General features: G+C 42.0%; 10 protein-coding genes. All 10 read right to left on the bottom strand.

Annotation, left to right across the window (positions count from 1 at the left end; translation table 11 throughout):
* Positions 1-47 precede the first annotated feature (47 nt).
* Complete coding sequence (locus BFS30_RS06650) at positions 48-1,028, bottom strand: DUF6427 family protein (RefSeq protein ID WP_069378568.1); 981 nt, start codon at positions 1,026-1,028, stop codon at positions 48-50.
* A 29-nt stretch (positions 1,029-1,057) separates the two neighbouring features.
* Positions 1,058-2,044, bottom strand: a complete 987-nt coding sequence (locus BFS30_RS06645; RefSeq protein WP_069378567.1) for a glycosyltransferase family protein — start codon at positions 2,042-2,044, stop codon at positions 1,058-1,060.
* Positions 2,045-2,073: 29 nt separating this feature from the next.
* Complete coding sequence (locus BFS30_RS06640) at positions 2,074-2,925, bottom strand: UDP-2,3-diacylglucosamine diphosphatase (RefSeq protein WP_069378566.1); 852 nt, start codon at positions 2,923-2,925, stop codon at positions 2,074-2,076.
* 266 nt (positions 2,926-3,191) lie between these two features.
* Positions 3,192-4,034, bottom strand: a complete 843-nt coding sequence (locus tag BFS30_RS06635; RefSeq protein ID WP_069378565.1) for a DUF6266 family protein — start codon at positions 4,032-4,034, stop codon at positions 3,192-3,194.
* Positions 4,035-4,390: 356 nt separating this feature from the next.
* Positions 4,391-6,874, bottom strand: coding sequence for a hypothetical protein (locus tag BFS30_RS06630; RefSeq protein ID WP_069378564.1), 2,484 nt, complete (start codon positions 6,872-6,874; stop codon positions 4,391-4,393).
* Positions 6,875-6,961: 87 nt separating this feature from the next.
* Positions 6,962-7,210: a DUF4834 family protein gene (locus BFS30_RS06625; RefSeq protein ID WP_069378563.1), complete on the bottom strand. Its 249-nt coding sequence runs from the start codon at positions 7,208-7,210 to the stop codon at positions 6,962-6,964.
* Positions 7,211-7,303: 93 nt separating this feature from the next.
* Positions 7,304-7,501, bottom strand: coding sequence for a YwbE family protein (locus BFS30_RS06620; RefSeq protein ID WP_069378562.1), 198 nt, complete (start codon positions 7,499-7,501; stop codon positions 7,304-7,306).
* Between the two features lie 29 nt (positions 7,502-7,530).
* Positions 7,531-9,567 carry an excinuclease ABC subunit UvrB gene (gene uvrB, locus BFS30_RS06615; protein WP_069378561.1) on the bottom strand — a complete coding sequence of 679 codons (2,037 nt, stop codon included), beginning with the start codon at positions 9,565-9,567 and terminating at the stop codon, positions 7,531-7,533.
* Positions 9,568-9,807: 240 nt separating this feature from the next.
* Complete coding sequence (locus tag BFS30_RS06610; RefSeq protein WP_069378560.1) at positions 9,808-11,148, bottom strand: RagB/SusD family nutrient uptake outer membrane protein; 1,341 nt, start codon at positions 11,146-11,148, stop codon at positions 9,808-9,810.
* 11 nt (positions 11,149-11,159) lie between these two features.
* Positions 11,160-14,597, bottom strand: a complete 3,438-nt coding sequence (locus BFS30_RS06605) for a SusC/RagA family TonB-linked outer membrane protein (protein WP_167353133.1) — start codon at positions 14,595-14,597, stop codon at positions 11,160-11,162.
* Positions 14,598-14,685 lie beyond the last annotated feature (88 nt).

Here is a 14,685-nt window from a genome sequence, read left to right as displayed (position 1 = left end):
GCTATTAATCTTTAGCAAAGAATAAGGTTCGAAATTGTTAAAAAAAGTTAAACAAACAAAAAGTACTGAATAGCGAAAACTAAAATCAGGAACAAGCTTTCGTAAAACCATCTTTTTCTGGCATTTGAGAAATAGTAAGCCAGTAAAACTGAGCCCGGAGGCACGCACAATAAGAAGTGATAAAGCCTGAAATCAGGCTTGGTATACACACTGATAATCGCCACCAGAAACATGATAAACAACATCTGAAAAGCCTTCCTTGTACTGATAAAACTCCGGAAGAAATTCTCTCTCAGTTGTATCATTGCGAGCACCATCATGACCAGTACCGGAACCAATACCAGGTAATCGTTATAATTGATTTTAAAGACTGAAGGGAATTTGTTACCTAGCGGCAGCCAGATCTTGTAGAACATGGACAGGCTGTCATTCCAGTAATAAAACACCCAGACAAAAAAGAAGATGGTCAGAAATCCGATCAGTCCCGAGATCCACTCTCTTCCATTAAAGGAACGGTAAAGCAGCAAAGTGAACCACATCATCACCAACATCACGATAAAAGGGAAATAAATCAGGGTTCCAATGGCAATAATCATCCCGATATCGAACATGATCATCAACGCATTCGGAGATTTTCCGACCTTCAGAAATTTATCCATGATCCATATCAGCAGAAAATTACAGATCAGTGTAGGGCTCAACACGAGGAAAGGCATAAATAAACCTGCAGCGGTTACATAAAGCAGTGCCGGAAGGAAACCCGGCTTATTCAGTAATCCATGATTGTTCACCACCCTGTTAAACAAAATAGACTGAACGTATATGATGATAGCCGCAAAAAAGGCATTTGCAATAGGAGAAAAGGTATTTTGAACAGGAATCTGAATAAAAAACTTGGTATACGATTCCAGGAACTCAAAATTCAGCTGCGCCGGTGGATCTGCAAATATAGCCATGCGCATAAAAAAAGTATATGCGAATAACAGGAGCAGGTTTATAGGGTTTAAATTTCTAAATTGATTGATCATGCCTGTATATTAAGGCAAAGTAAAGCAAATTATCTGGCAAAATCCTTTACTACTTTATCAATTACTGCGGCCGTTTCATCCGGAAAATGGAACTGATGCTCCTGAGGATTATTTACCCAGTTTTTAATGATGGGCAGCCAGTTTCTGTTGCTTCCCCAGATTACCGGCAATCCGAATTTCTTGAGTGCAAAAGCATTACACTGCTGTTCGTATTGAAATTTCATGGGTGCCACCAAAAGTTTCTTGCCCAGGAATAATGCCTCAGCAGGCCCTTCAAAGCCCCCGCCGGTAAACAATCCCTCGCAGGAAGCCAGGCTCTTGTTGAATAGTTCATTATTTACCGGACTCACCTCCACATTTCCATCTGTATAGCTGATTTTTGTATGCTTGGAAAATACTTCCCATTTTACCTGTGGAATCTGTTTCAGGATAGGAACCAGGAATTTATCGTCTATTGCCGGAAGGTATACCGAATAATGACCAAGATTGCTGACCACCATGTTTCTGATCTCTGCACGGATCACTGGTGTATAGATAAAATCGTCGTAACGTTCGAAATGAAAACCAACATAATGGCTTGCCGGTGCATAATATTTCATCACCAATTGCGCCCAGTCAATGCTTTTAGGCTTAGGCACTTTTTTGGACTGAAAAGACGCCTGATGACTTAAACCAACGCTTTCCACCCCCTGGGTCCTGCATGCCCAAGCGGTTACCGGCTCAAAATCATTAAGAATCAGATTGTATTCTTTTAGAGGAATGGTCTTCATGTCCTTCAAAAAACGTGGAAGATTCATGGTTTTCCAGGTTTCATAATGGTTTACACCGCCTTTTTTGCCGAAAATAAAACTGAATCCATGGAGTTGATATTTGACTTCCTGAACCAGTTTAACATCTGCCTGTGTTCCGCTGACGAGTAAATCAACATCCCCATATTTTTGCAACAGCGGGACAATTTCCCTCGCTCTGCTAATATGTCCGTTCCCTGTACCCTGAATAGCGTATAGTATTTTCATTCGCACCGAATATCTACAATTTTTACGCTTTAGACAATTTCTAATTTAATCTTTTGGAGCAAGGTATTGATATCGAGCTTGCTGTGAAGGTCTTCACTATCGGACAGCTCTCCTTCTTCCACTTCATCCTTTTCAAAATCTTTATGATCGTATTTGAAAATTTTCCATTCTTTATTGCTGTATTCCAATGCCGTCAGGTTTTCCACCCAATCCCCACTGTTCAGGTACATGACCGACCCCTCATCTGTGGTTACCGTTCTCATTTCCGGTTGGTGAATGTGTCCACATATGACATATTGATAACCATTTTCAACGGCCAGTTCAGCGGCGGTAGATTCAAATTTATTGATAAACTTCACAGCATCTTTAAATGCAGCCTTGATCTTTTTCGAGAAACTCATTTTATCTCTTCCCAACAGTTCCAGAAACCAGTTGGTAAAGCTATTGATCAGGATCAAGGTATCATATCCTACCGCACCCAATTTAGCCAGCCATTTCGAATGTTGCATCGTAACATCAAAGATATCGCCATGAAAAAACCAGGCTTTCTTGCCATCCAGTTCAATAACCAGCTTATTTTGAAGGTGAAAAGCCCCCATGTGCATGTCTGCAAACTTCCGCAGCAATTCATCGTGGTTACCGGTTAGGTAATAGACAGGAACTCCTTCTACCACAAATTTCATGAGCTTGCGAACTACTTTCATGTGGGTTTCCGGCCAGTAGCGCTTACTAAACTGCCAGATGTCGATAATATCTCCGTTTAGCACGAGCATCTTTGGTTTGATGCTTTTCAGGTATTTTAATAATTCTTTTGCGTGGCAGCCGTAAGTTCCAAGGTGAACGTCTGAGATTACGGCGATATCCACTTCTCTTTTAGACATCATCTTCCTCCATTGTCAGTTCGTAAGGACTGAAAAAGAATGCAACCAAAACAATTAAGCATACCATCAAAAACAACTCCTGCATAGGGAAAACAGTTTAAGTTTATGATGCAAAATTGCAACATAAGGATTAACAGGCTGTTAAGGAAATATTATTTATTATATTAAATCCATACCAATCCCAGGGATTGTAATATAACCTCAATCCACCAGCATATTTAACTCAATTTTCATCTAAAATCTTATTAATTGACCTATCGAAATCATCAACTTGGTTTTCCCGGCAAATTATCCAGCTTAGCTTTCAACGCAAGGTATTCCGTTTGGAGATTCCTAAAGGCTTTAGTCTCCACAATTAGCCCTCCGTTAAGCTCAATATTTTGCCAATAAGCTGCCGAAACCTGATTAAACCGGGCTTTCAACTCCACATATTTCTTCTTTTGCCGCTGTTCTTCCGGCGTTTCTGCTTCCCCGTTCAGGTTTCCAAAATAGACACTATCAGAGATTTCCTTTCCGTCTGCAGATTTAAAGCACATATAAACCTCTATCGGATCATCCTGAAATTCTCTGGTTAAGGGGATACTGTGTTTTCCTGTTTCTCTTTTGGACGCATTTAAAAAGCTGATCCCTTCCTGACTGCGTGGAAAATACACTAAAACCATAGCGATATCATCTCCATGATGCCAGGAACCAGGCATTTCAGGATTCCAGCTCAACTCCAGCCCTATTTCTGTTTTAATCAGTTTAGTGTCTTTAGGAGCAGATAATTCCCCTTTACTCAGCAATACTTTGCTGTAATCCATCCTGAGGTTAGGATACTCGCCTTTTAAGGCAAATTTCTTATTGTAAGAGGTAGCCAGGTTATGCTGGTTTTTAACCGTTCCGCGGGCTTCCAGTTCAAAGCCCAAATTGATAAACCTCAAAACACTCTCATGATTTAAAAAGCGCATGGTTACTGCCATACTCTGACAATTCACCAATTGCGCAGGACTCGATTTAGTCCTTCTTCCCACTAAACGTGTTACAGGCTGCCCTTTTAACATGTAGTGTACCAGTTTTCCAATTTTTCCATTTGGATGGCCATATGGGCCGTACTTAGATATTGCCATAACGATGTGATTAATTAATTTAACATAAGTTACGGCTAATTTTCAGCAAACATCACAATTCTATTGTATTTTTACTTCAGTTAAAGATCTCTTTGGCTGCGGCCCTATTTCAGGTAGCCCGGCTAAAGAATAAATAACGTTTAAATTCAGCCTCCAACAGGCCTCAGGCCTGATAAGGCCCTACAAACCCCTAAGGGGTACCGCAAGAATACTACAGCACAGGTAACCACAATCCACACACATTTAGTCCGAGGCTGATCGGCATGTCCGGCACAAAAAAGGCCCGGTACTGTACAGTACCGGGCCTTCATATGATTAATGTATCGACCTAAAACAGGCCGACATAAAGAAAAACCTTAAGCAGCTTTTTTCTTTTGTTTATTTTCTGAGTAAAACGCAAATCCCAGCCCTGCCAGTAACAGCAATGAACCTGCAAGGGAGATCTTCTCACCCATATAATAAGATACCGGCTCAAATTTGAATTCTACTTTGTGGTTTCCTGCTTCCAGCTGAGCAGCACGCAACACGTAATCAGCACGGAAATAAGGCTTTTTAACCCCATCCACATACATGTTCCAACCTTTGTCGTAATAAATCTCTGAAAACACCGCAATCACATCTCTTGGTGCGCTATAAGAATAAACAAGGTGATCAGGATGATAACTATCCAATTTAATAAATGCAGTAGGATCAGCACCTACCTTTTTGGTATCAATTAAAGATTTATACCTCACATCAACAATTGCTTCTTTTTTAGGATCAAAGCTGCTGATTGCTTTCATTTCTTCATCAGCATCTTTTGCAAACTGTACATTCTGAACAATCCAGGCATGACCAGCAGCAGTTGGATTGCGTTGCATTTTATAAGATCCGTTTTTAGGATCCTGAGTAATCAGGTATTTGGTATTCAACATATCCAATACATCCTGGTTGATGCTTTTCGAGAACTGGTTATCGATCAGCTCCTGGTATCGTTTCAGTTTGGCTGCATGGTATCCACCCACAGTTTTATGGAACTGCGAAGCACTTGCATCCTGGAAAGTAGAGATACTTAAATCAAGCACCCTGAAATCCGGATCTTTATCGGCCATGATGAAAGTATCCACATCACGAGGCTGGAAGTGATTGTTCACATCGCTTTTGCTGGCAAAATTGCTGTTATTTAAATAACGGCGATCTACCTGCCACATATCTACCAATATCGCCAGACCCAATAAAATTACTGCAGTCTGTACATTTAATTTCTTTGTTAAGAAAGCCCAGATCAGGCCATAAGCAATTGCAATAAACAACAGGGAACGTAAAGCATCAGCTCTTGCGATATCTACACGGTCAGCAATTAAGGCATTTCCGATGCTCTGCGCCATGCCAGCATTGTTTTCCAGCATTTGCGTCAGCACCTGCACCATTTGCGCATGCGTTGAAGAAGTAAAGCTAAAGAATGCAGTAGGCATGATGGCAACAAGTAATGCAAAACCACCTGTAACTCCTGCTGCAATAGTCAGTTTCTTTACCAGTGTTTTTTGATCATAAGTGCTTTCCTGTGCTTCTTTAATAGCCAACATCGCCAGAACAGGTACCATTAAACCTACTAAAGCAAGGATCGACTCTACTGCCCTGAACTTGTTGTACATCGGGAAATATTCAAAGAAAAGATCAGATATCAGCGGGAAGTTTTTTCCAAAAGACAGCAGCATAAACAAAATGGTTGTTCCTAAGATCCACCATTTTACCTTGCTCCTTACGATGATTAACCCAAATACGAATAGGAAACAAACAATTGCCCCAAAATAATAAGGGCCCGAAGTTCCTGGTTTTTCACCCCAGTATTGCTGCAAACCAACCTGACCAGCCAATTGCTGAATGGCCTGTGTAGGGTCGCCACCGGTAACACCCTGTAAGGCTTTATACGTATGGCTTTCCGGCTTCACCAACTGGTCGATGCTCGTTGCACCACCATAAAGATTTGGGATCAGGAAAGTGAAGCTTTCGCCGATTCCCTGGCTCCAGCCATAAGCATACTCTTTTGACAGACCATTTTTCTCTTCCGCTTTATCAGTAGTCAGATTAGATTTACCACGGTTAGACTCCTTACCATACTCATAAGTTGTCCATAATTTTCCGGCATTCACCATGAAAGCCAATACCATGGCCACTGCAAGGAAGCTCAACGATTTCCAGAAAGCAGCCAGTTTTTTCTCTTTTACGGCATGATATATTTCAATACCAACAAAAATCAACAAGGCAATCATCAGATAATAGGTCATCTGAATATGATTTGCCCTGATTTCTAAAGCAAGGAATAAAGCGGTTAAACTTCCTCCAAGCCAGTATTTACCCCTCAGGGTCAGGATCACTCCTGCTATAATCGGTGCACAGAAGGCAATGGCCAGGGCCTTATTGCTATGTCCTGCGGCAATAATGATAAAGTTATAGGAGGTAAAAGCAAAAGCTATTGCTCCCGCGGCAGCAAGCCATGGGTTAATTCTGAGTACACAGAAGAGCAGATAAGCACCTACCAGGTACAATAAAACGGAATCTACCGGATCGGGAAAGACCGCTTTTACGAAAGAGATGACATAAGTTGCTCCATTAAGCGGGTGTTGAACCCAGATCTGATAAGCAGGCATACCTCCAAACATCTGGTTCGTCCAAAGTGGCCCTTTGCCATCTTTAGCCTTATAATCCATGATCTCTTTAGCTGTGGCCTTTGCCTGGATAACGTCACTTTGTGCAGGAGCTTTTCCTTGTAACACAGGACTGAAATAGACAAAACAGATGATAACAAAAAATCCAATGATGGCCAGGTGTATGCCATTCGCTTTTAACCAATTATTCATTAAGGCTTGTTTAAGATTAAACTAACCCCAAAAATATAAAATTGATACAGATTAGGAAGTAAATTTATCGATAAGAATAAAATACCGCTATTTTATCTCTTCATAATCTACGAAATCACCCAGTTTATCCGTTCTTCCGCCTTTTGGCTGGGGTGGCATATAATCGATAGAAATGTCCCCTTCAGGTTTATTGTTGCGTTGTCTGGCCTGGTTTTCAGCCTGTTGCTGCACCTTGCTAAACATGTTTTTCAGTACCATAGGAAATACCAAACGGAAAATGATCCGCAGGATATACAGTACCAGAAAAGCGATAAAAAGAAATTTTAAAAATCCCATTATGTTAATTTGATGTTTACAAATATAGACGGAATTAGAATTTCATTATTACAAAAGTCCATAGATTATTGCATTTGAATTACATTACAAGCCTTAATCGCCTATAATTTCGGCCACACGCCCTACCTGACCATCTTCCAGACGCACTTTGATCCCTCTGGAATGATATGGAGAAGAAGTCAACAGATTTGCAACAATGCCCCTTGTTAACTGCCCCGTTCTCTGATCTTTCTTCAAGATAATGTCTACTTCCAATCCTGGATAAATGTCTTTTCTATTCTTTCCGTCCATTGTTAATTATATAAAACATAAGCTGATGCTTATTTACTAAATCTTTCTTCAAATACTTTTTCCATGGCAAACATCTCGTCACGCAATCTTGCAGCCATCAGGAAGTCCATTTCTTTTGCAGCCTTAGACATGTCCTTACGGGTTTTATCAATTGATTTCTGCATTTCAGTTTTTGTCATAAACTGAACGATAGGATCTGCAGCCATACTCACTTCATCCACCTCCACATAGGCCTTGGCCCTTGCTGCATTTCCAGAGAAATCCAATACGGAGGTCTGCTCCAATATCGCCTCCCTGCTTTTCCCAACTGTTTTTGGCGTAATGCCATGTTCCAGGTTGTAAGCAATCTGTTTCTCCCGGCGCCTGTTGGTTTCAGAAATCGTTCTTTCCATAGAATCGGTGATGTTGTCTGCATACATGATCACTCTTCCTCTGTCATTACGGGCTGCCCTTCCAATTGTCTGGATCAGCGCACGGTCTGAGCGAAGGAAACCTTCCTTATCTGCATCCAGAATTGCCACCAGAGAAACTTCCGGTAAATCCAGCCCCTCTCTCAACAAGTTAATCCCGATCAACACATCAAATTCTCCGAGTCGAAGCCCTCTCAGGATTTCTACCCTTTCCAGGGTTTTCACTTCAGAGTGAATGTAACGGCATTTTATATTTAAACGGTCCATGTACTTGGCCAGCTCTTCTGCCATTCTTTTGGTCAGCGTAGTTACCAATACCCGATCGCCCATTTTAATGGTTTTATCAATCTGGTCCAGCAGGTCATCCACCTGATTAACCGCTGGCCTGATTTCAATCAGCGGATCCAGTAGACCGGTTGGCCTGATCACCTGTTCAATAACCACTCCTTCCGTTTTCTGCAATTCATAATCTGCCGGTGTGGCACTTACATAGATCGTCTGGGGAGCGAGGTTCTCAAATTCATCAAAATTTAAAGGCCTGTTATCCAGCGCTGAAGGCAAACGGAAACCATATTCCACCAAAGACATTTTACGCGACCGGTCTCCTCCATACATCGCCCGGATCTGAGGTACGGTAACATGGCTTTCGTCGATCACCATCAGGTAATCATCAGGAAAATAATCCAGCAAACAGAAAGGACGCATTCCCGGTGAACGACCATCAAAGAAACGGGAGTAATTTTCAATTCCGGAGCAATACCCAAGCTCCTTCATCATTTCAATATCAAAGTTCACCCTTTCCTCCAACCTTTTGGCTTCCAGTACATGACGATCGCCAATCAATTGATTTTTGCGGATCTCCAGTTCTTCCTGAATCCCCCAGATCGAAGAAGTAAAGCGGTCTTTTGGAGTCACGAACAGATTGGCAGGATAAATGGCCATATCTTCCAGTTTCTCCAAAGTTTTTCCGGTTACCGGGTCGATCACACTTAATTCTTCAATGTCATCACCAAAGAAGGAAATGCGGTAAGCATTATCCAGGTAAGCAGGGAAGATATCTACCGTATCTCCTTTTACCCGGAATGTTCCCCTTTTAAACTCATTCGTGGTCCGGGCATATAAAATCTCTACCAGACTGTGCAAAAAGCTATTTCTGGAAATCCTGGTTCCTACAGCAAAGCGAAAAACAGATCTGGAAAAATCTTCGGGGTTTCCCATACCATAAATACAGGAAATGGAAGAAACCACAATGACATCCCTGCGTCCGGACATTAATGCCGAGGTGGTCCGCAGCCTTAACTTCTCAATCTCCTCATTGATGCTAAGGTCTTTTTCTATATAAGTATTCGTGCTCGGCATAAATGCCTCAGGCTGATAATAATCGTAATAAGAGACAAAATAGTTGACCGCATTTTCAGGAAAAAACTGCTTAAACTCTCCATAAAGCTGCGCCGCTAAGGTTTTGTTATGACTCAGAATTAAGGTTGGTTTCTGAGTTTGCTGAATAACGTTGGCTATGGTAAAAGTCTTACCAGAGCCTGTTACACCTAACAATGTCTGATAATTTTCTTCGTTGTTTACACCTTCCACCAATTGCTTAATGGCAGTAGGCTGGTCTCCTGTTGGCTTATAGTCTGATACAAGTTGAAATTTCATCTGCAGATTCTCTATTTATCAGTTAGGTTAGGGTTCGTAAAGATCAAAGATAAGGTTATTCCCAATAATCCGGACATCCTTTAGGGGAAAGCAGGTTAAACCAATGTAAAGAAAAGCAGGGACTGTTTTAAACAAAAAACCCCCTCCGGACAGGGGTTGTCCGAAGGAGGGGCATTAGGGGGGGGTATTCTGAAGCAGCTAGCTGCTTCAAATTCTTTTTTCAATTTTCATTGAGCTTAACTACCTCACATTTTGCGGAATGCCGGATAGCGCAATGATTCTTTCCGGGATTGGCAAAGCATATTTTGGATCGTTTGGTTTTAAGGTAAAGCTGAGACCAGCAATGTCTCTTTTCAATGTCTGTTGAAATTCAGGTTCTTTATTCAGTCGCTTTAAATCCATCCAGCGCGTTCCTCTTAGGAGCAGTTCTTTTTTTCGTTCCTCCAGAATAAGTTTTAAGGCAGCTTTCGGATCTCCAATGGTTAAATTTTCGAAATTTTTAATCCGCTTCGATAACAGCAGATTCAGATCTGCAAGGGCTTCACTCAGCTTTCCGGACCGGGCATAACACTCCGCTCTGTTCAGGTACATCTCGTCCGTAGCTACTCCAGTGAAATAGGAATATCCGCCGTCATAGCTTCCTTTAAAACCAATTGAGCCATCCCTTAATTCTTCAAAGAAAATGGTTTTCCTGTAGTCATTCCCGGTATATTGCTCAAAGAACTGTGGATCTATCCGCGGGGTAAAAGAGAGGTCCGTTACAAAAAACACGATCACTTCCGGGTTCTCTACTCCTGGCATCGGATAAGGGGCCATATCGTCTAAACCTGCATAATCGATTAATTTATGGTTTAGCTGCAGGCTCAAATCTGCGTATTTACCGGCATTGTTGTAATCCCGCATCGCAAGATAAACCCGGGATAAATAAGCATAAGCTGCTGCTTTGGAGGGACGGATGTTATGGATTGCATTTACTGGCAAAAGTGCGGCCGCCTCCGTCAGGTCAGCCAGAATACGTTCATAGCTCTCTTTTACAGTCGGCCGCGTTGTCTTTATGTTAAAATCGCTCGTCATGGTGAGCGGAACTCCAGGATCAGTTTGCGCGGAGCCGGCATCGTAAGCTTTCGCCCAGATCAATGCCGCTTCAAAAAAGAGACGACCGCGAAAAAACAAAGCAGAACCTTTAAGGTTATCCCATTTTGCCTCATTAGAAGCCGTACGTTTGATCTTCTCCAGGCCTTCCAGTACAATATTGGTATTGTACACCTGTGCATAGGTAGACTTCCAGTCGTTGGTAGACTCCTCGTTCATGCTACGGTCTTCCCAGGTGTATAACCTTCTGTCATATACACCCAGCTTATTATAGTCCGCTGTACTCAGGTAATAATCATCCGCACTGATCAAAGGAGAAAAAACCGACGAGAGATTCATCTCAAAGCTGCCATCTAAAATAGATTGATAGTCTTCAATTCTGGTGGGCACCACCAATGCTTTATCCGGTTTTTCGTCCAGAAATTTTTTGCAGGAAACCAGACTTCCCAGCATGATCAGCAAAACGATATATAAATTAATTCTTTTCATCTGCCCAAGGATTAAAAATCTGCACGTAGTCCCAGTGAATAACTTGCCGCCGGACTATAGGTCTTGCTATATTCCGGATCGATCCCGAATTGATTTGCCCTCCATAAAATTCCCAGGTTACTGGCATTGGTAAAAACCTGAACCTGTTGAAACGGCAATTTTGACCAGTTCGCTTTCTTTAAACTGTAAGAGAGGTTTACAAATTGTAGTCGAATGTGATCTGCCTTGCTTACCAGCGCCTCTGAAGCCGCATAAAGCTGATCCCTTTCCTTATCCACCGGATAAACAAATGAAGGCACATCCGTATGTTTTTCATCACCTGGTTTTTGCCAGCGGTTCGCATAATCCGAATGTCCCCTGCCTTTATTACCCGTCAGTTCGATATAATTGACCGAAGTTCTTCTAAAATAATGTCCCATTTTATAGGTGATGTTAACCGTTAAGGCCAGGTCTTTCCAGCTCCAGGTATTCATCAGGTTACCAAAAACAACAGGGGTCGAAGATCCGTTAAACACGAGGTCGGACATTTTGCTTTTCGCTCCGATAAATTCTCTGTAATCTTTGGATACCTGACCGTTTAAATAGCCCTGCGGATCTCCGGTAAGCGGGTCCAGTCCTGCCCATTTGAGTGAGATGACCGAGAAAACCGGCTGCCCAACCAACGGGGTAAAGACATTGATCCCATCGTTAACCAGGTCACTTGCCACTGCATTTTTCAGCAGGTATTTAGTCACCTTGTTCGAGTTGTAATTAAAATTGAAAAGTTGTGTCCATTTGAAAGTCCGGTCAATGATTTTAGTGTTCAGTTCGACATCAACCCCTCTTCCCATCATATTGGCCGCATTCTTAATCATCTCTCCCGCACCGGTGGTGGTATAATCCATCTCAGACCTGCCGAACAAATCAACCCCTGATTTATGGTAATACTCCACACTTCCCGAAAGCACATTATTGATGAGTTGAAAATCTGCTCCAATGTTAAACATCTTCACCTTTTCCCATCTCAGTTCCGGATTGGGGTAATTCTCGATGAAAGACTGCGGCAGGTTGGTATAAAAGGCAGTCCCCCCGCTTCTGATGGTCGTTATTGCAGACCTTCTGCTATCCAGATTCCCGCTCAGGCCATAAGTTGTTCTCAGTTTTAAATACGGCAAAAATGAAAGGTTATAAAAAGATTCGTCCGAAATGTTCCAGGATGATCCTACCGACCATAGCGGAACGCCTTTTTCATTGGTTTTTACCCCAAAAAGGTTAGACATATCTTTACGCATGCTTCCGGAAAGGGTATATTTTCTTTTATAGGTATAGGAAGCGTTTCCAAAAAAGGAAACGTAATTATTGCGCCATTCTTCCGCTTTTAATCCGTCAAACAGATAAAGCTTAGACCCATCAATAAAGCTGGGATAAGGATTCAGGTAATCTGTTTTCCCGGTTCTCAGCGTCTCTTCATCATACCCATAAATGATATTTCTTCCGGATGTCCTCGAGATCTGTCTTACTTCTGTTCCGGCCAGTGCGGCGATGTTATGATCTTCAAAAGTCCTGTTGAAATCTGCCTGTAAACGTGCGTTATGCGAAACCACAGCGGCATTACTTTTATCCAGCTGACTTCCATAAGGGGCATTATAGGTTACAATTCCAGTTTTGCGGTCGAGCTTAGAAAACTGATTGATCAGGTCTCTTGTATCAAAACTTTCCAGGTCTTTCAGGTTTTCAGTTTTGATCTGCTGGTTTTCATATTGATATTTCAGATCCAGGCTCAGCCCTTTAATCAGTTCATATCTTAGTCCCAGGCTGGCCAGGATGCTTTGTAAATTCGTTTCGGTAGTATTGTGTTTATAATCTTCCAGGGGATAATACTTCCAGTCGAGCAACCTGCCCATTCCTGCGGTATCCGTATAAGCCTTCCGATAGACATGTAAAGGCATTGCTTCGCCGTTCTCATCCATCAGGCGGGTATACGGATAGATAGTTTTTCCAATGCCATTGGCACTATATCCGGGTTTTCCTGATTGACTATTGCTTTTTGTATAATACAAAGAAGTACTGATCTGAAGTTTATCTATAGGCTTAAACACGTTTGCTGCACGCAGGTTCACTTTGTTATATTTTTCTGAAAGACTGGAAACTGAGCGGTCATAACCTCCGGAAATGTTATAGGTCATCTGCTTGTTTCCACCTTGAAAGCTCAATGCATATTGCTGTTCGGCTGCAGTATTGTAAAGATATTTCATGGCATCATTTCTGGAATCAATACCTCTCAGGGCATCAATACCCGCTTTTGCCTGCGCATCTGTAATCTTTTTCTCCCTGGCTGCAATCAACAGTTCTATCACCTCCGATAGTTCTTCTTTTTTCTTATCCGTTTCCTTGCTTTTGTAGGCACCCAACTCATACATCCGCTGTTCAAAATCAATAAAATCATTTGTGCTCATCTGCTTGAGATCGAATAGGTCCGGCCGGGCTGTGATGCTTACATTTGAGTTAAACCCAATCTTTAAAGGCTGATCAAAAGCACCCTTTTTGGTGGTGATGACAATCACTCCATTTCCCGCTCTTGCGCCCCAAATGGAAGCGGCAGCGGCATCTTTAAGGATACTGATATTTTCAATATCATTCGGATTGATGTTATTTACATCTCCTTCATAAGGGAAATTATCAAGGATAACCAATGGTGCCATAGGCCCGTTAATCGAGCTTAGCCCACGCACCGTTACTGCAGGTCGGTTTTTATTCGCATCAAAAGCCACCCCGTTTGCAATTCCATTTAAACGGTCTAAAATATTGCCACCAACCTGTTTATTGAGGGTCTCATTATTGATTTGAGTGAAAGAACCTGTTGCCCGCTCCTTTGGTATATGCTGATATCCGGTATTTACCATTACGCTGACCTCTTTCAGCTCACCGGCTTTTACTTCCATCTGAACAGAAGGGTTGGATTTAAGTTCAGCTCCCGTGATTTCTTTGGTTTTATAGCCTAAATAAAAAACCTGCAATACCGCATTCTCTGCGATGTTAGTGAATTGAAAAACCCCATTTTCATTGGTAAAGACAATGTGATCTGTCCCTTTAACTTTTATCGTGGCTTTTGGCAAGGGTTCTCCGTTTTCATCCAGCACGGTTCCTTTCACATCAATGGAGTTGATATAACTCATCACCCTTTCCAATACAGAGTGCTCTTTAACGCGAATTACAATGCTTTTATCTTCGATGATATAAGACAATACCTGATTGTCCAGACATTTATCCATTACCTCTGTCAGCGCTGAATTCCTGAAGTTAACCTGCAGCATCTTTTTGGCATCGATATTTTTATCGGCATAAAAAACCTGATAACCGGTTTGTTTGGTAATCTCTTTAAAGACCTGCTCCAGACTCAGCTGTTTCCCGCTTAAGGTTACCCGCTGGGCGAAACCCGCAGCGCTCACCTGTAACAAGCTGACAGTCATTATTATTACAACTAATTTCACAACTAATAGAAATTTTGGCGGCAGCCAGGAGCATAGCATGCCTAGGTTAAAAGCATTTAATTTCATA

This window comes from Pedobacter steynii (assembly GCF_001721645.1).
Lineage (GTDB): Bacteria > Bacteroidota > Bacteroidia > Sphingobacteriales > Sphingobacteriaceae > Pedobacter > Pedobacter steynii_A.
The sequence above is the reverse complement of the archived record's forward strand: the minus strand, read 5'-3'. Positions and strand labels throughout refer to the sequence as shown.